At 75.1% G+C, this 21243-nt stretch carries 16 protein-coding genes; 7 read left to right on the top strand and 9 right to left on the bottom strand.

What is annotated here, in order from left to right:
• The first annotated feature begins 226 nt into the window (after positions 1-226).
• From IOD16_RS13930 to IOD16_RS13910, 5 genes are all read left to right on the top strand, one after another.
• Positions 227-3133, top strand: a complete 2907-nt coding sequence (locus tag IOD16_RS13930) for an AfsR/SARP family transcriptional regulator (protein ID WP_201440386.1) — start codon at positions 227-229, stop codon at positions 3131-3133.
• 156 nt (positions 3134-3289) lie between these two features.
• On the top strand, positions 3290-4924 hold the full coding sequence (locus IOD16_RS13925) for a hypothetical protein (RefSeq protein ID WP_201440385.1): 1635 nt from the start codon (positions 3290-3292) through the stop codon (positions 4922-4924).
• A complete protein-coding gene (locus tag IOD16_RS13920; protein ID WP_201440384.1) occupies positions 4921-6168 on the top strand; it encodes an aldehyde dehydrogenase family protein in 1248 nt (415 codons plus the stop codon). The genes IOD16_RS13925 and IOD16_RS13920 overlap by 4 nt, the downstream gene beginning before the upstream one ends.
• Positions 6162-7310: an MFS transporter gene (locus IOD16_RS13915; protein WP_201440383.1), complete on the top strand. Its 1149-nt coding sequence runs from the start codon at positions 6162-6164 to the stop codon at positions 7308-7310. The genes IOD16_RS13920 and IOD16_RS13915 overlap by 7 nt, the downstream gene beginning before the upstream one ends.
• 232 nt (positions 7311-7542) lie before the next feature.
• Positions 7543-8475, top strand: coding sequence for a serine hydrolase (locus IOD16_RS13910; protein WP_236594964.1), 933 nt, complete (start codon positions 7543-7545; stop codon positions 8473-8475).
• Here IOD16_RS13910 and IOD16_RS13905 read toward each other — a convergent pair.
• From IOD16_RS13905 to IOD16_RS13895, 3 genes are all read right to left on the bottom strand, one after another.
• Positions 8463-9521, bottom strand: coding sequence for a MerR family transcriptional regulator (locus IOD16_RS13905; RefSeq protein WP_201440382.1), 1059 nt, complete (start codon positions 9519-9521; stop codon positions 8463-8465). The genes IOD16_RS13910 and IOD16_RS13905 overlap by 13 nt on opposite strands.
• Positions 9515-10240, bottom strand: coding sequence for a HEAT repeat domain-containing protein (locus IOD16_RS13900; protein WP_442978103.1), 726 nt, complete (start codon positions 10238-10240; stop codon positions 9515-9517). Before IOD16_RS13900 ends, IOD16_RS13905 begins: the two co-directional genes overlap by 7 nt.
• 190 nt (positions 10241-10430) lie before the next feature.
• On the bottom strand, positions 10431-11378 hold the full coding sequence (locus IOD16_RS13895) for a phosphotransferase family protein (protein WP_201440381.1): 948 nt from the start codon (positions 11376-11378) through the stop codon (positions 10431-10433).
• A 103-nt stretch (positions 11379-11481) separates the two neighbouring features.
• Here IOD16_RS13895 and IOD16_RS13890 point away from each other — a divergent pair, with 103 nt between their 5' ends.
• Together IOD16_RS13890 and IOD16_RS13885 are read left to right on the top strand one after the other, a co-directional pair.
• Positions 11482-13641: an MMPL family transporter gene (locus IOD16_RS13890; RefSeq protein WP_201440380.1), complete on the top strand. Its 2160-nt coding sequence runs from the start codon at positions 11482-11484 to the stop codon at positions 13639-13641.
• A gap of 208 nt (positions 13642-13849) precedes the next feature.
• On the top strand, positions 13850-14365 hold the full coding sequence (locus IOD16_RS13885; RefSeq protein ID WP_201440379.1) for a hypothetical protein: 516 nt from the start codon (positions 13850-13852) through the stop codon (positions 14363-14365).
• An 11-nt stretch (positions 14366-14376) separates the two neighbouring features.
• On the opposite strand, the gene IOD16_RS13880 is transcribed toward IOD16_RS13885, so the two are convergent.
• From IOD16_RS13880 to IOD16_RS13855, 6 genes are read right to left on the bottom strand one after another with little or no spacing between them, the layout of a single operon-like run.
• Complete coding sequence (locus IOD16_RS13880) at positions 14377-15786, bottom strand: alkaline phosphatase family protein (protein WP_201440378.1); 1410 nt, start codon at positions 15784-15786, stop codon at positions 14377-14379.
• Positions 15783-16883 (bottom strand): metabolite traffic protein EboE, encoded by a 1101-nt coding sequence (eboE, locus tag IOD16_RS13875; RefSeq protein WP_201441354.1) that lies wholly within the window; start codon positions 16881-16883, stop codon positions 15783-15785. Before eboE ends, IOD16_RS13880 begins: the two co-directional genes overlap by 4 nt.
• Positions 16883-17731, bottom strand: coding sequence for a TatD family hydrolase (locus tag IOD16_RS13870; protein WP_123741869.1), 849 nt, complete (start codon positions 17729-17731; stop codon positions 16883-16885). The genes eboE and IOD16_RS13870 overlap by 1 nt, the downstream gene beginning before the upstream one ends.
• Complete coding sequence (locus tag IOD16_RS13865) at positions 17731-19203, bottom strand: EboA domain-containing protein (RefSeq protein WP_201440377.1); 1473 nt, start codon at positions 19201-19203, stop codon at positions 17731-17733. Before IOD16_RS13865 ends, IOD16_RS13870 begins: the two co-directional genes overlap by 1 nt.
• On the bottom strand, positions 19200-20054 hold the full coding sequence (locus IOD16_RS13860) for an SCO3242 family prenyltransferase (RefSeq protein ID WP_201440376.1): 855 nt from the start codon (positions 20052-20054) through the stop codon (positions 19200-19202). The genes IOD16_RS13865 and IOD16_RS13860 overlap by 4 nt, the downstream gene beginning before the upstream one ends.
• Complete coding sequence (locus tag IOD16_RS13855) at positions 20051-21208, bottom strand: inositol-3-phosphate synthase (RefSeq protein WP_201440375.1); 1158 nt, start codon at positions 21206-21208, stop codon at positions 20051-20053. Before IOD16_RS13855 ends, IOD16_RS13860 begins: the two co-directional genes overlap by 4 nt.
• Between the last annotated feature and the right edge of the window lie 35 nt (positions 21209-21243).

The following is a 21243-nucleotide window of genomic DNA, read 5'->3' as shown; positions in this document are numbered from 1 at the left end:
GTGGGCGGACCGGTTCGCAACCGTCGCAGACTACAGGCGGCTACCGCGGAACACCCGTGCCCGCAACGGGAACGCTGCGGTGCGGCAGGCCTCCGGGCGGCCATTCCCTGCGGGCTGCCGCCTTCCTCGCCCGGCCGGGATCGCCTGGATGGCCGGTGGAGCCGCTTCGGGGGCCGTGCCACGATGGGGTCACGGGTCGTGTCGGTCGGCAGGTGGGGAGCGACGGGTGCTCGCCGTCCAGGTGCTCGGTCCCGTCCGGGCCTGGCGCGACGGCGCCGCGCTGCCCCTCGGTCCGGCCGGCCGCAAGGCCGTGTTCGCCTTGCTGGCCCTCGCGCACGGCAGACCGGTGACCCGCGGCGAGCTGGTCGACGCGCTGTGGGGCGAACGCCCGCCGCCCAGCGCGGCCAACGTCATCCACACCCACGTCAAGCACCTGCGACGGCTGCTCGAACCCGGCCGCGGTCCCCGCTCCCCCAGCACGACCATCCCCACCGTGGGCGACGGGTACGCGCTGGACCTGCCACCGGAGGCGGTGGACGCGGCCCGGTTCCGCTCGCTGGTCGCCCGCGCCGGTTCCGTGGCCCACGACGAGCCCCGGCAGGCCGCCGACCTCCTCACCGGGGCGCTGGGGTTGTGGCACGGGCGTCCGCTGGCCGACGTGCCGCTGCTCGCCGCGCATCCCGGCGTGGTCACGCTGGCGGGGGAACGCCGGGCGGCGCTGGCCCGGCACGCCGAGCTGATGACCGCTGTCGGCGCGGCGCGCGACGTGCTGCCCGCGCTGGTCGAGGACGTCGCGGCGCACGGGCTCGACGAGACGATGCACGCGTTGCTCATCCGGGCGTACACCGCCGCCGGGCAGCGGGACCGGGCGTTCGACACCTACCACGTGATGCGGCGTCGTCTGCTGGAAGAGCTCGGCGTCGGGCCCGGCCCCGAGCTGACCGCCGCGTACCTCGACGCGCTCGAGGAAACGCCCGACGACGACGCGCCGACGGGGGCCGCGCCCGCGCCGGCGGGGGTGAGCCAGTTGCCCGGGGACGTGCCCGGCTTCACCGGCCGGCAGGCGGAGCTGGCCGAACTGGGCCGGGTGCTCGCCACCGAGCGGACCGGGGTGCCGGTGGTCCTCGTGTGCGGGACCGCCGGGGTGGGCAAGACGGCGCTCGCGCTGCACTGGGCCCACCGGGTCCGGTCCCACTTCCCCGACGGGCAGCTGCACGTCGACCTGCGCGGCTACGACCCGCGGTCGCCGGTGGCGGCGGAGGACGCCCTGGTCCGGCTGCTGGACGGCCTCGGCGTCACCGGCGCGGACGTGCCGGTCGACCCCGACCAGCGGGCCGCGCGGTACCGCGCCGAACTCGCGGACCGACGCGTGCTGGTCGTGCTCGACAACGCGTCGGCGGTCGACCAGGTGCGGGCGCTGCTGCCCGGCACGTCGAGCTGCCTCGTCCTGGTGACCAGCCGCAACAGCCTCGCGGGTCTGGTCGCGCTGCACGGCGCGCACCGGCTCGACGTGGACCAGCTGCCGACGTCGGACTCGGTGGCCCTGCTGCGCGCGCTGATCGGCGAGCGGGTGCGCCGGGAACCCGACGCCGCCGCCGAGCTGGCCGAGCGGTGCGGCCGGCTGCCGCTCGCGCTGCGCATCGCCGCCGAGCTGGTCGCGTCCCGGCCGGGCAGCACGCTGGCCGCGCTGACCCGGGAGCTGGCCGACCGACGGCACCGGCTGCGCGTGCTCGACACGGGTGACGACGCCCGCGCCGCGGTGCGGACCGTGTTCTCCTGGTCCTACCCGCAGCTGCGGCCCGAGGTCGCGCGGGCGTTCCGGCGGCTGGGCCTGCACCCCGGCCCGGACGTGACGCCGCCCGCCCTCGCCGCCCTCGCCGGGACCGACCGGGACGAGGCACGCCGGTCCCTGGACGTGTTGGCGCGCAACAGCCTCGTGCGGCCCGTGCCAGGTGGCCGGTACGTCGTCCACGACCTCCTGCGCGCCTACGCCGAGGAGCTGGCGGTCGAGCACGACCCGGCGCCCGAGCGGCTCGCCGCCGTCGACCGGCTGCTCGCCCACCACCTGGCCACCGCGGCGGCGGCGACGGCCCTGCTGTACCCGGTCGACCACCCCCACCGACCCGACGCTCCCGTGGCACCGCACGCGTTCGCCACCGCCGACGCCGCTCGCGCCTGGCTGGACGCGGAGCGGCCCACGCTCGTCGCCCTGTGCCGCGCCGCCGAACGGGACGACCGGCCGGGCTACGCGGTCGACCTGGCGAACACGCTCTACCGGTACCTGGAGAGCGGTCACTACGCGGACGCGGCGACCGTCCACGGGTGCGCGTCGCGCGCCGCCCGGCGGGCCGGGGACGACGGCCTGCTCGCCGTCGCGCTGACCAACCTGGGCGCGCTGAGCCGGCTCCTCGGCGACTACGACCGAGCGGCACGGCACCTGCGGGAAGCGATCGGGCTGCACCGGCGGACCGGCGGGCGACGCGGCGGGCCACGTGCGCTGTCGCACCTCGGCATCGTCCTGGAACGGCTCGGCGAGTACGAGGAGGCCGTGTCGCTGCACCGGGAGGCGCTGGCCGCGCACCGGCGGCTGGGCAGCCGGCACGGCGAGGCGGCGGCGCTGCTGAACCTGGGCAACGCCTACAACCGCCCCGGTCACCACCTGCGCGCCGCCGAGTGCCTGGACCGGGCGCTCGACCTGTTCCGCCTGCTCGACGACACGAGCGGGCAGGCCAGCGCGCTGGCCAACCTCGGCGACGTGTGCGTGAGCCTGGGGCGCTACCCGGACGCCGTCCGGCACCTCGACGCGGCCCGCGAGCTGTTCCAGCGCCTGGGCCACAGCTACGGCGTGGCGGTGACCCTGAGCAACCTGGGCAACGCGCACACCCGGCTCGGTGACCGGTCCCGGGCCCACCGCTGCTACACCTCCGCCCTCGAGACGTTCCGGGACATCGGCCACCGGTACGGGGAGGCGAGCGCCCTCAACGGCCTCGGCGAGAACCTGCGGGCGGGGGGCCGGCTGGACGAGGCGCTCGCCGCGCACACCGACGCGCTGCGGATCGCCACCGAGACCGGCGACCAGGACGAGCAGGACCGCGCCCGGACCGGCCTGGGCAGCACCCGCAGCCAGGCATGAGCACCCGATGAGCGCCGGCGGGCCGGGGCCTGTGCGCGGCGCGTCCACTCACCGTCCAGACCTCGTCCAGAGGCGTTGTCGAGACTTCCGTCGTCGAGAAGTGCCGGCCGGGCGCGGAGGATTCGCCGCCGCCCGTCATCCACCCCGGGGAGAGTCATGTCAGCTCGGCTGGACCACGTCCCACGCGACTGGTGCGCGGTCGAGTCGGACCGGATCGCCGCCCTGCTCGAACGACGTGGGCAGGTCGCCGGGCCGGTGGTGTTCGGCGCCGGTTTCGGCCCGTCCGGCCTCCCGCACGTCGGCACGGTGAGCGAGGTCGTCCGCACGTCCTTCGTCCGGCGGGCGTTCGAGGAGGCGACCGGGCGCAGCACCCGGTTGGTCGTGGTCGCCGACGACATGGACGCCCTGCGCAAGGTGCCGGACACCGTCCCCGACCGGGCCGCGTTGACGCCCCACCTCGGGATGCCGCTGCACCGTGTGCCGGACCCGTGGGGCGTGGCGCCCAGCCTCGCCGAGGGCATGGTGGACCGGCTGCGCCGGGTGCTCGACGTGATGGAGGTCGACTGCGAGGTCGTCCGCAGCTCCGACCTCTACCGGTCGGGCCGCCACGACTCGGCCATCCGCGCCTTCCTCGCGGACTTCGCGGAGGTCAACGCCCTGGTCGGCGCCTCCGTGGGCGCCCTGAGGCGCAGGTCGTACAGCATCGTGATGCCGGTGTCCCCGCACACCGGCCGGGTGGTCGAGCACACGCGGGTGCTCGACGTCGACCCGCACCGGGGCACGATCACCTACGAGATCCCGGAGGACGTGGTCATCCAGCGCCCCGGCCTGGACCACGGCCTCGAACCGCACGAGCACTACGCGGGCGAGCCGATCGGCGAGCCGGTGACCGTGTCCGCGCTCGGCGGCGGCGGCAAGTTCCAGTGGAAGGCCGACTGGGCGCTGCGCCTGCTCAGCGGCGACATCGCCTACGAGATGCACGGGCAGGACCTGGCGGACTCGGCCCGCGTGGTGCGGCAGGTGTTCGAGCGGCTGCGGCGCGAGCCGCCGGTGCTCTTCGAGTACGGGCTGTTCGTCGACGAGCGGGGCCGGAAGATCTCGAAGACCGTCGGCAACGGCTTCGCCCTCGACGACGCGCTCGGCTGCCTCACCCGCGAGGGCCTGCGGATGCTGCTCTACCGCGAGCCACGCCGACCACGCCGGTTCGACCTGGCGTCCGTGCCGCGGGCCGATGACGCGGTGCGCCACGAAGCGCGGCTCGCGGGCGACCCGCGTCGTGGGGCCGGCGCCCGGCTGCGGCTGCGCCGGATCGGCGCGACGGCGCCGCCGGGCGGCCCGCGGTTCGGCGCCCTGGTGCGGGTCCTGGCCGCTTGCGCGCCGGTCGACCACGCCGCCGCGGTGGCGTTCTTCGAGCGGGTCTTCCCACCGGGTCGCCGCCCGGAGCCCGACCTGGTGGCGCGGGCGTGGCGCTTCCACCTGCACGCCCGTCCCGCACCACGACCGACCGTCCCCGACACCACCGACACCACCGCCACCACCGTGCTCCGCCGGCTGGCGGACGCGTTGGCGTCGGCGCCGCACGCCGATCCCGGCGTGCTGCTGCACAAGGCGCTCGACGGCCACCCCGGCGCCTACCGGCCGCTGTACCTGGCCCTGCTCGGCCGGCCGCACGGCCCGCGACTGGCCACCTGGCTGCGGATCACCGGCACGCGCCGCTCGCTGGCCCTGGTCCGCGACGCGCTGTCCCGCGCCGTTCCCCCGTCCGACCGCTCCGAAGGTGGTTCGCCGTGACCCGATCCGCAGTCCGCCCGGCCCCGGTGGACTTCACCGTCGTGCAGGACCGGGCGCGCGCCTTCGCCGTGTCCCTGCGGGAGCGCGCCGCGGAGGTCGTGCGCAGCCTCTCCGGCTACCAGTGCGCGAACGTCGCGCTCGACGAGATCGAGCGGTCCGTCGACCTGCTGGACAACCTGCACCTCAACCGGGAGCACTTCGGTGGGAAAGTGGGCGCGGTGACCACGTTCCTGCCGTTGAACCAACCCCTCTACGCCACGGTGTGCTTCGGCGTCGTGCCGTCGTTCATGGCCGAGGACACCGCGCTGCGCCCGCCGACCGCCATGCACCCGCACTACCGGGCGTTGGCCGACGTGCTCGACCTCCCCGCCCACTTCCCGGAACTGCACGTGTCCTACGACGACAAGGAGGAGTTCGTCGCGCGGCGGGCGCACCGCACGGACGCGGTCGTGTTCACCGGCACACCGGAGAACGCGGCGAAGGTCCGCCGCTCGTTCCCGCGGCGGACCCTGTTCATCCTCAACGGTTCCGGCCACAACCCGCTGGTGGTGACCGAGACCGCCGACGTGGACCTCGCCGTCGGCAGCGCGCTGCGGGTCGTGCTGTACAACCAGGGGCAGGACTGCGCCGGGCCGAACGCGATCCTGGTCCACCGCGAGCGCCTGACCGCGTTCCGCGAGACCCTGTTGGCGCGGCTGCGGGAGCTGGAGCACCGCGTCGGCCCGTACTCGGACCCGGACAACGTGGTGGGGCCGAACACCGAACCCGACCACGCGCTGAGGACGGGCCGCCGGTTCCGCGACGAGCGGGAGTCCTGGGTGTACGGCGGCGAGGTCAACCCGGTCAGCGGGATGATCAGGCCCACCGCGTTCGAGAAGGAGCTGGCGCTGGGCGGCAACTTCCGCGAGTTCTTCGCCCCGGTGTTCTTCCTCCAGCCCTACGACGACGACGCGGAGCTGCGCCGGTACTTCGAGGACCAGCGGTACGCCGCGAACGCCATGTACGTCTCGGTGTTCGGCGACAGCCCGTACGTGGAGTCGCTGATCGGCTCGCCGTCGCACGACGCGGACTCGATCCTGTGGGACACCGACCTGCACCTGGCGGAGAAGGGCTACCTCCCCTACGGCGGGCGCGGGCCGGCGGCGTCCTGCCTGTACGTGGACGGGGTCCGGGTGCCGGGCGCGACCCTGCCGCAGCGCGACATCGCCCTGCACCTGGTCGCGCGGCGGGGCGGCGCGTGCTGAGCGGGCGCTGGGAGCCCGTCGCCGCGATCTGCACCGTCGCGGTGGTCGGGCTCGTCACCGGCCTGACCGTGCCGCTGGTGTCGTTGCGGCTCAGCAGCGGCGGCGCGTCGTCCGCGTTGATCGGGACGGCCGCCGCGCTGCCCGCGGTGGGCATCCTCGCCGCGGTGATGTGCCTCGGCCCGCTGACGTGGCGGTGGCGGGTCAAACCGCTGCTGGTCACCGGGATGCTCGGTTCGGCGGTGAGCACGGGGCTGCTCGCGGTGACCGACGACGTCCCGGTGTGGCTGGTGCTCCGGTTCGCCGGCGGCGTGTTCGCCGGACTGCTGCTCGTGCTGGGCGAGACCTGGATCAACGCCGTGACGGCGGAGGCCACGCGGGGACGTTGGATCGCCCTCTACACGTCGGTGTTCACGCTGTGCCAGGTGTCCGGCCCGGGGCTGCTGGCCCTGTTCGGCTCGACCGCCCAGTGGTCGCTGCTGGTCGCCGTGCTCACCCACGTGCCCGGCATCGCCCTGCTGGCCGCCGTCTCGTGCCGGATCGACGCGTTCAAGGCCGGCAAGCCCGCCGCGGCGTGGACGTTCGCGCGGGCGGCGCCGACCATCGCGCTCGCGGTGCTGATGTTCTCGTTCTTCGACAGCGCCGTGCTGGCGCTGCTGCCGCTGTACGGCATGGCGCACGGCCACGCCGAGGCGGTCGCCGTCCTCATGGTGGGGGCGGTGTTCGCCGGCGACGCCCTGCTCCAGGTGCCGCTGGGTTGGTGGGCCGACCACGTCGACCGCCGTCGGCTGCACGTCGGGTGCGCGGTGCTCGTGCTGCTGCTGGCGCTGGCCATGCCGCTGCTGCTGGGCGTGTCGGTGCTGACGTGGCCCGCCCTGGTGGTGCTGGGCGCGGCGGCGGGCGGCGTCTACACGCTCGGGCTGGTGCGCATCGGCCAGGACTTCACCGACGACGAGCTGGTCGACGCCAACGCCGGGGCCACCGTGCTGTGGGCGTTGGGCAGCCTCGTCGGCCCGCTGATCGGCAGCGCCGCGGCGAACCTGCTCCCGCCGGACGGCCTGATGCTCGCGCTGGCCGCCGTCACCGCGCTGTTCCTGACCGCCGCCGTCGCCGAATTCCGGGCGCCGGCCCGACTTTCGCGTTGACCGGCGACAGGGAGGATTTGTCCTTTTCCCCCGGTGCCCGATCAGTTGAATTCCCGCCGGCGGGACCGACCCGCGACACCCACTCCCCGCGATAACCGCGCCCTCCGGCAGACATTTCCGCTGATAACCGGATCGGGCGACCACAGGTTGCCCTCGTGATTGTCCCGTTATGATGACCATGGTCACCCGAGTGCCCTTCTGGGCGAACCCCGACCCTGCTACGTTGCCTCGAATGAGGGCACTCGACAAACGAATGACCGTGACCGCGCTGGTCGTGGCCGCCGGCTTCACCCCGCTGGTGGCTCCGGCGGTCAGCACCGCGGCCCCGGTCGCCGCTCCGGTCGCCCCCGCGGCGCCCGCCGCTCCCGCCGCTCCGGTCGCCCCCGCCGCCGCGCCCGGCACGCACCAGGCCAACCCCGTGGCCTCCAAGACGCACTTCGACTGGACGCTGCTGACCAGGATCCGCCGGGCGAACGCCTACGCGGAAAGCCGTCCCGGTTTCGCCGGCATCGTGGTGCGGGACCGGAAGACCGGCGCGGTCTGGCGCAACGGCCACTCGGACGCGCTCGTCTGGGCCTGTTCCACGCCCAAGCTCGCCATGGTCGTCGACCTGCTGCTGCGCAACGACGCCGGCACCGTCAGCCTGACGGCGGAAGACCGCGACCTGATGCACCGCATGCTGAACTCCAGCGACGACAACGCGGCGCACACGCTGTGGACCCGCTACGGCGGCGAGCGGGAGTTCGCGTCCCGCTTCCCGTCCTACGGCATGACCGACATGCGGTTCACCGACGAGCACCCGCACCACTGGGGCTGGATCCTCACCACCGCCGACGACCTCGACCGGCTGATCAACTACGTGCTGACCCGACTCCCGGCCGCCCACCGCGACTACATCGTCACCGAGATGCGCTCGGTCGACGCCAACCAGCAGTGGGGTGTCTGGGGCGCCGGCGCCGCCGCTCGTCCGGGCAACAAGAACGGCTGGTCCGACGACAACGACGACGGCTCGTGGCTGATGAACTCCGTCGGCTTCGTCGGACCCGACGAGCGCTACACCCTCGCCGTCATGAACAACACCCAGGTGGTCGAGAACGGGTACGACGTGGGCATGGAAACCACGACCGGGATCAGCCGGATCATGTTCGACGGTTACTTCCGCTGATCGGGGTCCCGTCCCGGGGGTCGGCCGCGGCCTGCGGCGGAGCGTTCTTCGAGAACTCCGACGAAGGCCGTGGCGACGAGCGCCACGGAGCGGTCCTCGTCGTGGGCCAGCCGGCGCAGCACCTCCCGCGCGGTGGTCCCGGACAGCTCGACCAGCGCCTGCGTCAGGCGGATCCTGATCGCGGAGTCCGCGGTGGGCTCGGCCAGTTCGTCGACCAGCGCCGCCATGATCCGGTCCGCGTGCGCGGGGTCGCGGGACAACGCGCCCAGCACCTCCGCCGCGTCGACGTCGTTGACGCCCTCGACCACCATGCCGACGAGCGTCGGCACGGCCGCGATCACGCCACGCCTGCCCAACGCCAGGGCGGCGGGCCCGCGCACGGCCGGGTCCCGGTCGCCGAGCGCTTCAGCGAGCACCGCGCTCGTGCCCGGAGCCCGCGGCATCTCCGCGATCGTCAGCACGGCGCGCCGCCGAACCTCGGCGTCCGCCGATTGCGCGCCGGCGGCCAGCGTCGCCATGCCGTCGCCGCCTGACCGGGCCAGCGCCCAGCGCAGCGCCCCCGCCACGTTGGGGTCGGCCTCGGCCAGCACCGCGCCGGCGAGCAGGTCGGCGGCGATCGGCGCGTCCTCCGGCCGGGACAGGACGGCCTGCTGCCTGCGCGCGGCGCTCGCCGAGTCGAGCCCCTGCATGAGCTCGACGACGCGCAGGACGCCCTGCCAGCCGGTGGGCGCCGACGCGTCGATCGCGCGGAGCCGTTCGAGCAGCTCCCGGTCCCGCCCCAGCCGGTCCTCCGTCCACCTGATGAGGTCGCCGACCAGGGCGGACGGTGTGAACGCCGGGTCGTCCAGCGCGCGCCCGACCTGCTTGAGCGAGAGCCCGAGGGACCGCAGGCCCTCCACGTGGAAGATCCGGCGGACGTCCTCGGCGGAGTACTCGCGGTAGCCGCCGACGGTGCGACCGCTCGGTCGCACCAGACCGAGCGCGTCGTAGTGCCGGAGCATCCGCGTGCTCACACCGGAATGCCGGGCCACGTCACCGATCAGCAAGCCGTGCTCTCCGGCGCCACCGCCGGCTCGGCGCTCCCCGGCACGGCGGCGGCTCGTTCCGGGCCGAGGGTGACGACTCGCGTCGCCTCGGCGATGGCCAGGTCGAAGCCCGCGTCCGGGTCGTGCAGGAGCACCTCGGTGGCCCGGGCGTGCGCGGCCACCTCCGGGTCCGGGTCGGCCGCCGCCCGCGCCAGGGCGGGCGTGATCACGTCGCCGAGGTCGACCAGCGCCCGGCTCAGGCTCAGCCGCACCTCGCGGTCGCCGCGGGCGAACTGCGCGACCAGCTCGTCGACCAGCCCCGCCTGCCCGTCCTCCGGGGCCAAGGCCACCGCGACGCGCCACGCGGTCCGCGCGACCTCGTCGTCGGCGTCGCGCAGCATGTCGCGCGTGATCCAGGCCCACGCGCTCCGGTCGCCGATCTTGGAGAGCGTGTGCAACGCCTGGCTGCGACTCCGGGCGCGCCCGGAGTCGAGCTCACGGCGGAGGCGGGGCAGGGTGAGCTCCGGCGGCAGGCGGGTCAGCGCCCAGGACAGCATGTCGCGCACGAAGAAGTCCGGCTCGACCGCGCACCGCTCGACGAGCGCCTCCAGGAGACCGGGGTCCGGGTTCGTGCCGGCCGCCAGGGCCGCCTTGAGCCGGACCGAGGAGTCCTCGGCGCCGAGGGCGTCGGCCACTCGGGCGTGCTGCGGGGTTTCGCTTGTCGTGGGGATCGGGACCACCTCCTGCGCCCAGTGGACACCTTGTCACCGTGTCAAGGTCAACCCCGTGACCGGCGGATCGGGAGATCACCCGGTCCCGAACCGGCCTACCCGGTCACGCTGGGCGACCGTACCCGACGGGGCCGCGACGCACCCGGCGTCCGACTCGCGGTGGCGCCCGCATCACCAGGAGCGCCACCCCGACGCCTGATCATCGGGTCGACGTCGCCCGCTGTCCGCCCAGCAGGGCGGCACACCAGTGGAAGTGGCCGTCGTCGCCGTCGGAGGAGAACAGGTCGTAGGTGGTGAGGGCGTACGCCGCCTGGTAGAGCGCGAGGGTCTCCGGCCGGTGACCCAGCTCGCGGGCGAACAGGCGGGTGAGGGTGGCGGTGTGGTGCCGGGCGTGCGGTCCGTGCATGTCCCAGACGGCGGCGGTGACGGCGGCCTCGAACGCGGGATCGCCGGCGGTGGTGAAGAAGCCGAAGTCGAGGACGGCGGTGGGACGGCCGGTGTCGTCCACGTGGAGGTTGGGCGGGACGAGGTCCCCGTGGATGGCGGTGACCGGGGAGTCGGGCAGGGCCGTGAGGGAGTCGACGACCCGTCGCACCGTCTCGGCGAGGCCCGGGACGTGGGCGGCGAGCACGTCGCCGTGGCGGCGCGTGGCACGCCGGACCAGGGCGGCGAGCGCGTCGGGGAAGCGCGTGCGGTCCCGCCAGAGGGGCCGGTCGTCGCCTTGGACGGTGAGGCCGCGCATGGCCTCGGTGCCGGGGACGGTCGCGAGGGCGCGCAGGACCGTGAGGAGCGCTGCGGTCTCGGCGGCGGGCAGGTCGCGTTCGGCGGAGGTGGTCGCCGGCTCGGCGCGGAAGGGCGACCCGGTCAGCTCGCGCTCGTAGGTCACGAGCACGCCGTCGTGCACCTCGCTGTCGAGGATCTCCGGCGTGGCGAAGGGCAGCGGGTGGCGGGCGATGTCCGCGTGGACGCGGCGCGAGAGCTCCAGGTCGGCCGGCGGCCGACCGCTCCACACCTTGGCGACGAGGCCCTCCCCGAGGCGGTAGACGGCGCCCTCGACACCGGCGGCGAGGGGGCGCGGCGCCCGGTGGCCGCGACGGGTGAAGTGCGCGAGCCAGTCGTCGGTGTGCCGTTGGCGGTGGTCGACCATGGGCGGAGTACACCCGTGCCGCCCCGCGGTCGCACCCGCTTTTCGCCGGCTGCGGCGCGGGGCCGGATGATCCCGGTGGCGAGCCTGGTCTACAAAGGGACCGGTGAGCTCCGGGGGATCGACGAGTGCCGCGTTACCCGACGGCCGGGCCGTTCGAGCCGTCGCGCTGGTGAGCCGGGTGTGCGTCCGGCGGCGGTTCGCCGTGATCGGCGCGTGGGTGGTGCTGGTGCTGGCGCTGGTGACCGCGGCGGGGGTGGTCGGCACGCCGACGGACAACGACGTGAGCCTGCCCGGCACCGACGCCCAGCTCGTGCGGGACCTGACCGCGTCGCCGGGGGTCCCGCCCACCTCCGGCACCGTGATCCTGGTGGCCGAGGACGGGCGGCTGGACGACGAGGTCCGCTCCGGCGCGCTGGCGGAGGCGGAGGCGGCGCTGCGCGAGGCCGTGCACGTGACCGCGGTGAAGCCGCCCTCGACGCGGGACGGGTCGTTGTCCGAGGACGGGCGGACCGGCTGGTTCACGGTGGGCCTGGACGTCCGCCGGGCCGAGCTCACCGGGGACGTGGCGCGCGCCGTCGTCGACGCCGCCCGACCGGCCGCCGACGCCGGCCTGCGGGTGCTGCCCGGCGGGGCGTTCGCCCAGGCCGTCGACGGCTCGGGCAGCACCGGCGACGAGTACTTCGGCCTGCTGCTGGCCGCCGTCGTCCTCTTCCTGGCGCTCGGCGGCGTGGTCGGCGCGGTGCTGCCGCTGCTGACCTCGGCGCTCTCGGTGCTCGCGACGCTGGAGGTGGTGGGGCTCGCCGGGAACCTGACCTCGATGCCGGCGGTGGCGGCGACCCTGGCACTCATGGTCGGCCTCGGCGTCGGCATCGACTACTCGTTGTTCCTGCTCAGCCGCTTCCGCGCGTTGACGCGGTCGGGCCTCGCGCCGCCGGAGGCCATCGAGCGCGCGGCCGCCGACTCGGGCACGGCGGTGGTCGTCGCCGGTGTGACGGTCGCCCTCGCGCTCGCCGGGCTGGTGCTGACCGACGTGCCGCTGCTGCGGACGCTCGCCTGGACGTGCGGGATCGCGGTCCTGTTCGCCGTGCTCGCCGCGCTCACCCTGCTCCCCGCGCTGACGTCGCTGGCCGGACGTCGGCTCGCCCGCGGCGGGACGCTGCACGGCCGGCTGACCCGCCGGGTCGGCTCCGGTGGCCGCTGGGCGCGTCAGGCGGACCGGGTGACCCGCCGGCCCTGGCTGGCGGGCGGGTCCGCGCTCGTGCTGCTGGCGCTGCTCGCCGCACCGGCGACCGACCTGCGGCTCGGCCAGCTGGACGCGGGGTCCTCGCCGACGTCCACCGCCGTCCGGCAGGCGAACGACGCCGTCTCGGCGGCCTTCGGCCCGGGCGCGGGCACGCCGCTCACCGTGCTGGGCCGGTTGTCGACACCGGTCGTCGACACCGGGGACCCGCGCCCGTCCCGACTGGTGGCCGCGGTGCGGGCCCAGCCCGGGGTGGCCTCCGTCGGGCCGGCCACGCCCTCCGCCGACGGGCGGGTCGTCACGGTGGCGCTGATCCCGTCGACCTCGGGCGGCGACCCGGCGACGGCGGACCTCGTGCACCGCCTGCGGGCCCTGGCCGTGCCGGGGATGACCGTGCACGTCGGCGGTGGCGCCGCCGCCCGCGCGGACCTCGCCGACCGGGTCACCGACAAGCTGCCGCTCGTCATCGGGGTCGTGCTGCTGATGTCGGTCGCGGTCCTGCTGCTCGCCTTCCGGGCGCCGCTGCTCGCCCTCAAGGCCGCCCTGATGGACTTGATCTCGATCGGGGCGGCCTACGGCGTCCTGACCGCGGTGTTCACCCGGGGCTGGGGCGTGACGTGGATCGGGCTCTCCGGCCCGACCCCCATCCCGAGCTTCGTGCCGCTCATGCTCTTCGCCCTGCTGTTCGGCCTGTCGATGGACTACGAGGTGTTCCTGCTCAGCGACGTGCGGCGGCGCTTCCGCCGGACCGGGGACACCGTGCGGTCGGTCCGCGAGGGCCTGGTCGGCACCGGCGGGGTGATCACCGCGGCGGCGGCGATCATGGTCGGGGTCTTCCTCGCGTTCGTGCCCCACGACGACCCGACGATCAAGATGTTCGGCGTCGGCATGGCGGTCGCGATCGTGGTGGACGCGACCGTCGTCCGCTGCCTCCTCGTCCCGGCCACGATGGCCGTGCTCGGCGACCTCACCTGGTGGACGCCCGGCCGCCGGCGAGCGCGTGCCGCAGAGCCGATCGGGTGACTTCCCGGCCTGGTGTATCCAGCGCCCCGCACGCCGCTCTTCTCTGGTGTCGGGTGGTTGCCGGTTGGGGAGTCGGTCCACTCGCGCAGGGGGGATAGCGCGCCACCCGCCCTTCGGGGCGGGTGGGCCGCGCGTGCTCGGGTCGCCGGCGGCGAATCGGGGTCCGGGCTGCCGTCCGCGATCCGCGCCGAGCCGGAGGGAATCCCCCGTGCCAGGACTTCGACGACTACTGCGATCGACCGCGATCGGGTTGCTGCTGGCGCCGCTGCTGGTGGTCACCGGCCACTCGGCGTCCGCGTACACCGGCACGGGCCGGGTGACCGTGTACCAGACGGTCGCCTACTGCGTGCAGGGCGCGGCCACGATCGACCACTTCTCCGGTGGTTTCTCCGGGAACATCGGCTACGCCAACGCCTACCTGGCCAACCGCGGCATCACCGGGGCGTGCACGCTGACCGCGACCGGCAACGGGCGCACCCGGCTGGACGTGCAGGTGTGGAACGGCAGCGCGTGGGCCTTCTGCCGGGGCTCGGACTGGAAGTACGGCCCGTTCGGCTGGACGAGCGGCGAGTTCGGCGGACCGTACGGCCCCCAGCAGCTGCTCGACTACGGCGGCTCGGTGTGCGGCCCGGGCTACTACCGGACGGTGGCGTCCGCCGAGTACGACACCGGCAGCGGGTGGGTCGGCGGCACCGTCGCCTCCGGTCACGAGTGGGTGCCCTGACCCGGGTCGGCTCATCGGCCGGTTCCGGCGACCGGCGCGGACAGGCCTTGCAGGGTCAGCAGCAGGTCGCGCACGTCGGTGGCGGCGAGGCGGCCGGTGCGCTCGACCGCGTCCGGCACGACCGGGTCCGAGCACAGCAGCACCGGGCCGTCCTCGGCGCGGTCGGGCAGCCTGCCGTGGGTGCCGAGCACGCACGTCGGGTCGAGCGGCACGACGTTCATCGCGTAGCGCAGGCCCAGCTTCTTGCGCGCCAGGTTCAGCCCGGCCTTGGCCTTGGCCAGCCGGTCGCGGGGGTCGAAGAACAGCTCGGCCGGGTCGTAGCCGGGTTTGCGGTGGATCTCCACCCCGCGCGCGAAGTCCGGGGCCCGGTCGTCGTCGGTCCAGTAGTAGTAGGTGAACCAGGCGTCGGGTTCGGCCACGACGACCAGCTCGCCCGACCGCTCGTGGTCGAGGTGGACGGCGGCCTGCGCCGCGCGGTCGAGCACCGAGTCCACGCCGGGCAGCTCCGCCAGCACGGCCCGCACGCGCGGCACGTCGGCCGGGTCGGCGACGTAGACGTGGGCGATCTGGTGGTCGGCCACCGCGAACGCGCGGGACGCCCACGGGTCCAGCAGCTCCATGCCGGCCTGCGTGTAGACCTCCAGCAGCCCGGCCCGGCGCAGCGCCCGGTTGACGTCGACGGGCCGGCGCGCCGCCGTGATGCCGTACTCCGACAGCGCCACGACGGTCGCACCGGCGGCTTCGGCGTCGGCGAGCAGCGGTGCGAGCGCGGCGTCCACGTCGGCCGCCGCCCGTGCGGCCTGCGGACCGTCGGGCCCGAACCGCTGCAGGTCGTAGTCGAGGTGGGGCACGTAGACCAGCAGCAGGTCGGGTCGCCGGGACGCCAGCACGCGGCGGGCCGCCCCGACGATCCACTCGCTGGACTTCAGGGTCGCGGTCGGTCCCCAGTACTGGAACAGCGGGAACTCCCCCAGCTCGCCCACCAGCTCGTCGTGCAGCGCGGGCGGCCGGACGTAGGCGTCGGGCGACTTGCGGCCGTCGGCGTGGTAGATCGGCCGCGGGGTCACCGTGACGTCGGTGGACGCGCCCATCGCGTACCACCAGCAGACGTTCGCGGCCGTGTAGCCGGGGTGGGCGCGGCGGGCGGTCTCCCACACCTTCTCGCCCTGCACGAGCCGGTTGTGCTGCCGCCACAGGTGGACCTCGCCCAGGTCGCGGAAGTACCAGCCGTTGCCGACGATGCCGTGCTCGGCCGGGGTGAGCCCGGTCAGCAGCGTGGACTGGGCGCTGCACGTCACGGCGGGCAGCACGGTGCCCAGCTCGGCCCGCCAGCCCCGCTCGCCGAGGCGGGCGAGGTTCGGCATGTGCGGCAGCAACGCCGGCGTCAGGCCGACGACGTCGATGACCACCAGCGGTTTCATGACGCTCCTCCGAGGTTCTCCGATGCCCAGCGCAGTTCGGCGGCGATGCCGGCGGCGAGGTCGTCGCCCGCGCCGGGCAGGACGGTCCACGTGTAGGTCTCGACCTCGACGTGCGGCATGGCGTCCGAGGTCGACCGGACCGCCTCGACCGCCGTCAGCAGCACGTCCGTGGTGGACGTGAGCGGCGCGGCCGGCCGGTCGTGCAGGGGCACGTGGAAGTGCACCCGCCACGGGTGCGCGGCGGGCAGGTCGGTCAACGCCTCGGGCAGGTCGTCGGCCGCGAGCACGCCGGCGGGCGTGTTCTCCCGGACCTGGTGCAGGTAGCGCGGCTCGACGAAGCCGGCGATGGCCCGCCTGCCCTCCTCGGCGCCCGGCTCGGCGACCTCCAGCGCCGCCGAAGCCTGGACCTTGACCACCGAGAGCCCGGTCGCGCGGATGCCCTTCACCGCGTCGACCGGGTCGGCGAAGGACACGGCGAGGTGGCACGTGTCCAGGCAGATCCCGACGTGGTCGTGGTCCACGCGGTCGGCCAGCCACGCGACGGCGTCGGCCACGGTGTCGAGCACGCAGCCCGGCTCCGGCTCGACGGCCAGCCTGATCGGCCTGCCGTGCCGCGCCGCATCCTCGCGCAGGGCACGGGCCACGGTGTCCAGCGCCTCCTGCGCCCGCGCGTCGTCGTCCCCGTCCCACGGCTCGCGCCAGGCCAGGGGCAGCGTGGAGATGCTGCCGTAGGCGGCCGAGTCGGGCAGCAGGTCCGCGAGCACGGTGGCGCACGCGAGGGTGTACGCGGTGCGGCGCGGGTCGGTCCACGTCGGCTCGTAGACCGAGTGCTTGACGACCTCGTGGTGGAACCCGCCGTACGGGAACGCGTTGAGCGTGCTCACCTCCAGGCCCCTGGCCCGCAGGTCCGCCGCCAGCCGACGCCTGGCCGCGCCGTCCTCGGCGAGCCCGCGCGCGACCGGCTCGGCCAGCCACAGCCCCAGCGCCAGGGTGTCGGCGCCGAGGGCCTCCCGCACCGGGACGGCGTAGCGGTCCAGTTGGGCGACGACGCCGGCCAGGTCCTCCGCCGGGTGGACGTTGGTGCAGTACGCCGGGATCACGAGCCACCGCGCAGGATCGAGTTGCCCTCGAACGTGGGCGACGCCTCCGGCTCGTCCAGCGCCAGCCGGCCGCTCTGCCCGTAGAACTCGACCGGGTTGCGCCACAGCACCCGGTCGACGTCGTCCTCGTCGAACCCGGCCGCCAGCATCGCCACCCCCGTCTTGTGCGTCTTGAGCGGGTCGGACCGGCCCCAGTCGGCGGCGGAGTTCACCAGGACCCGCTCCGTGCCGTACTCGGTCAGCAGCGCGACCATCCTGACCTCGTCCATCTTCGTGTCCGGGTAGATCGAGAAGCCCATCCAGCACCCCGACTCGGCCACCGCGCGCACCGTCATCTCGTTCAGGTGGTCCACGACCACCCGTTCGGGGGGCAGACCCGATTCGCGGACGAGGTCGAGCGTGCGCGCCGTGCCGGCGGCCTTGTCCCGGTGCGGTGTGTGCACCAGCGCGGGCAGGTCGTGCCGCACGGCGAGCTCCAGCTGGCGCGCGAACGCCTCGTCCTCCTCCGGGGTCATCGAGTCGAAGCCGATCTCCCCGACCGCGACCACGCCGTCCTTGGCGAGGTAGCGCGGCAGCACGTCGAGCACCTCGGCGCAGCGCGGGTCGTTGGCCTCCTTGGGGTTGAGCGCGATGGCGCAGTGGTGCCGGATGCCGAACTGCGCGGCCCGGAACCTCTCCCAGCCGATGAGGGCGTCGAAGTAGTCGGTGAACGAGCCGACGCTCGTGCGCGGCTGGCCCAGCCAGAACGCGGGCTCGACCAACGCCCGCACGCCCGCCGCGTGCATCGCCTCGTAGTCGTCCGTCGTCCGTGAGGTCATGTGGATGTGCGGGTCGAAGATGCGCATCAGGTCTGGCTCCTCAGCAGTTCGAGCGCGTCGTCGGGCACGGCGCGGCCCGCGGCGCGGCGTTCGTCGGCGAACGCGCCGACCATGCGCCGCAGTTCCGCGTCCGCGCGCCGGTCCAGCCCGGCCACGGCGGTGAGGGGGATGCCCAGGAACAGGCACTTGAGCACGCCGTGCCGCCACGCGTGCGCGTCGAGGTGGTCGGCCGCGAACGGACCGAGCGCCGCCGCGACGAGCCTGGTGTCGTTGGTGCGCAACGCGTCCTTGACGAGGTCGACACCGGCCTCCGCCGCCTTGTCCCCGACGGAGGCGAGCGCGCGCAGGACGCCGCGGCGTTCCGCGTCGTCACCGAAGCGGTAGAGCCCGGTCAGCTCGGCCGCCAGCTCCCGCGGGCCGGTCACCGACGCGAGCACGGCGAGCAGCCCGGCGCGGGCCTCGTCGTCCACGGTCCCGTGCACGACGCCGAGCGGGTCGGCCTCGCCGCGCAGCGCCTGCCTGCCGACGGCCCGGCCGACCGCGGGGAAGAGCGACCGGATCGCCGCGGGGTCGGCCCGCACCGCGCGCTCGGCCTCCGCCAACCACGGGTGCTCCGCCGCCGGCGCGGGCGACGCCTCGCGCGGCGCGCTCCCCGCCTCCGGTCCCGGTCCGGCCGTCGCCTCGCGCAGGGCGCTCATCGCCCGGCGCGCCACGTCCGGCGCGGCGTGGCTGTGGCGGGGCAGCTCGACCCCGGCCAGCCCGGTGTAGCCGATCTCGTCCAGCGCGGCGAGGGTCGCCGCCAGGTCCAGCTCGCCCTCGCCGAACTCCAGGTGCTCGTGCACGCCGGGCAGCATGTCGTCCAGCTGCACGTTGAGCAGGAGGTCGCCGGCGCGGCGGACGCAGGCGGCGGCGTCCTCGGGTTCGACCGCGACGCAGTGACCCACGTCCAGGGTGATCCCGAGCAGCTCGGGCGAGCCGAGGTCGGCGCGCAGCCGCAGCGCCTGGTCGAGCCGTTCGACGAGCATGCCGGGTTCGGGTTCCAGGGCGAGGGGCACGCCGTGCCGGACCGCGGCGTCCAGCGCCGCCGTGACGCCGGACCGCATCCGCCGCCACGCCTCCTCGTCGTCCACGCCCGCGGGCACGATGCCGGACCAGAACGACACGCAGTCGGCGCCGAGGTCGGCCGCGATCTCCACGGCCCGCCGCAGGAAGTCCAGCCGGACCTCCTGGTCGTCGCTGACCAGCGTCGGGTGGTGCTTGCGCCGGGGGTCGAGCAGGAACCGGGCGCCGGTCTCCACCACGACGCCCAGCCCGAGCCGGTCCAGCCGCGCGGCCACCCTCTTGACCTGCTGCGGCAGGTCCGCGGCGAACGGGTCGAGGTGGTGGTGGTCGAGCGTGAGCGCCACCCCGGTGTAGCCGAGGTCGGCGATCACCGCGAGCGCGTCGTCCAGCCGGTGGTTGGCGAACCCGTTGGTGCCGTAGCCCAGGTGGAACGTCATGTCGGTCCCACCTTCCGGCCGAGCCGGCGGGCCAGCGGCAGCAGCAGCGCGAGACCGGCGGCGACGGCCGGCGACCCGCCTCGCGCCACGAGGGCGCACTGCAGCGGCACCATGCCGTGGATGCCGGTCTTCGTGGCCGACCGGACCGGGCCCGCGCCGGGGTCGCGCACCGCCGCCCACTGGGCACGGCCGACCGTGGCCGCGTAGGCGGTCGCGCCGGCGAGCGCGCCCAGCCGGTGCCGCCAGGTCCGCCCCGGCCGGGCGATCGTCGCCACCGTCGTCGCCACCGTGCCGCCGAGCACCGCCTTCGCCGCGCCGGCGGACGTGCCCCGCACCTCGCCGCGGGACAGCGCCGTCACACCGAGCGTGTGCCCGGCCATGACGGCGGCGGCGGGCAGCGCGCTCACCGCCCGTTCGCGGCCCGCGCCGAGGACCACGTCCAGCCCCCGGCACACGGCCATCGCCAGCGGTCCGGCGGCCGTGTCCTTCAGCAAGGTGTCGTAGGACCACACCGCCGCCGCCACGGGCACCGCGACCGCCAGCGCGTCACGCCCGCCGGCCACCGCGGCGAGGCCGAGCCCCGTCGCGCTGAGGGCGACCGCGACGGACAGCGCGGCACGGGGGCTCACCCGGCCGGACGGGATGGGCCGCTCCGGGCGCTCCACCGCGTCCAGCTCGCGGTCGGCCCAGTCGTTGAGCGCCATCCCGGACCAGTACAGCGCCACCGACGACAGCGGCAGCAACCAGCGCCTGCCCCGCAACGGCGCCCCGGCCGCCGCGGCGCCGGCGAGGGTGTCGCCGAGCACGGTCAACGCGGCCGGCGCGCGGACCAACTCCACGTAGGCCCTCACGCGAGACCACCCGCCCACCGGTGCAGCTCCCGGGTCTGCTCGGCGAACCGGTGCTCGTCGCTGCCCAGCGGGTCCTTGAAGAAGAACCCGAGCGCGCCCAGCGCGCCCACCTCGCCGGCCGCGTGGGCCGCCGCGACCAGTCGGGTCAGGTCCAGCACGAGCGGCGCGGCCAGCGCCGAGTCCAGCCCGGTCCAGGTCAGCTGCAGCGACATGGGCACGCCGAGGAACCCCTCGAACGACACGTGGTCCCACGCCGTCTTCTGCTCGCCCAGGTCGGGCACGTTGTCGATGTGCAGCGGCGCGGTGACGTCCTCGCCCAGCAACGCCGCCAGCCCGCGCGCCTTCGACTCCAGCTTGCTGTTCGCGTGCTCGGGGTCCTCCAGGGTCGCCCCGTCGCCGCCGCCGAGCAGGTTCGTGCCCGCCCACGACCGCACCCGCAGCGCCCGCGCGGTGAACATCGGCGCGAGCACCGTCCGGAGCAGGGTCTCCCCCGTCTTGCCGTCGCGTCCCGCGTAGGGCAGCCGTTCCCGGTGGGCCAGCTCGTCCAGCGCGGGCAGCGCGATGCCGGTGGACGGGGTGAAGTCCACGAAGGGGCAGCCCGCGCGCAACGCCGCGTAGGCGGCTACCGAGCTGGGCGGCAGCACCGCGCGCCCCGGGTCGGCCAGCGCCGCCTCCAACGCGGCCAGGTCGTCGTGCTCGGGCGCGGCGGGCACGGGCGGTTCGGTCGAGGACACGTTGACCACGACGACCCGCGCCAGGCCGTGCCGCTCGCGGAAGTCGGTGATGTCGGCGGCCAGCCGGCGGGCCGCCTCCGCCTGGCTGCCCCGGTGCGTGACCGGGTGGTAGCCGGGCCGGACCTCGGCGTCGGCCGCGTGCAGGCCGTCCACGATCGCGCCGAGCAGGCGGTGCGGCAGCACGCCGCTGTCCACGAGCTGCTCGGCGCGTTTGACCAGAGGTGTGTCCACGACGTCGTGACCGCCGACGACCAGGTCCGACCACCCCGGCATCGGGACGCCGGCCAGCTCCGGTCGTTCGGTCACGCAGCCCGTCGGCGGCGCCAGGCCCGCGCGCAGCGCGAGCAGCCCGCCCATCGCCGTCGTCGCGACCGACCCGCGTGCCCCGATCAGCCACAGCCCGGTGGGTTCGTCCGTCATTGGCCACCCTCCTTCACCAGCTCACTCAAGATCCG

Origin of the sequence: Saccharothrix sp. 6-C (assembly GCF_016695385.1) — a bacterium.
In the GTDB taxonomy this organism is placed as follows: Bacteria; Actinomycetota; Actinomycetes; order Mycobacteriales; family Pseudonocardiaceae; genus Actinosynnema; species Actinosynnema texasense.
Note: the sequence above shows the minus strand (reverse complement) of the source record. Positions and strands in the feature narration are given on the sequence as shown.

Bases quoted from the DNA above. Each gene is read 5' to 3' on its own strand.
- IOD16_RS13925 (WP_201440385.1), top strand. From the start codon at position 3,290: ATGTCAGCTCGGCTGGACCACGTCCCACGCGACTGGTGCGCGGTCGAG.
- IOD16_RS13910 (WP_236594964.1), top strand. From the start codon at position 7,543: ATGAGGGCACTCGACAAACGAATGACCGTGACCGCGCTGGTCGTGGCC.
- IOD16_RS13895 (WP_201440381.1), bottom strand. From the start codon at position 11,378: ATGGTCGACCACCGCCAACGGCACACCGACGACTGGCTCGCGCACTTC.
- IOD16_RS13880 (WP_201440378.1), bottom strand. From the start codon at position 15,786: ATGAAACCGCTGGTGGTCATCGACGTCGTCGGCCTGACGCCGGCGTTG.
- IOD16_RS13870 (WP_123741869.1), bottom strand. From the start codon at position 17,731: ATGCGCATCTTCGACCCGCACATCCACATGACCTCACGGACGACGGAC.
- IOD16_RS13865 (WP_201440377.1), bottom strand. From the start codon at position 19,203: ATGACGTTCCACCTGGGCTACGGCACCAACGGGTTCGCCAACCACCGG.
- IOD16_RS13855 (WP_201440375.1), bottom strand. From the start codon at position 21,208: ATGACGGACGAACCCACCGGGCTGTGGCTGATCGGGGCACGCGGGTCG.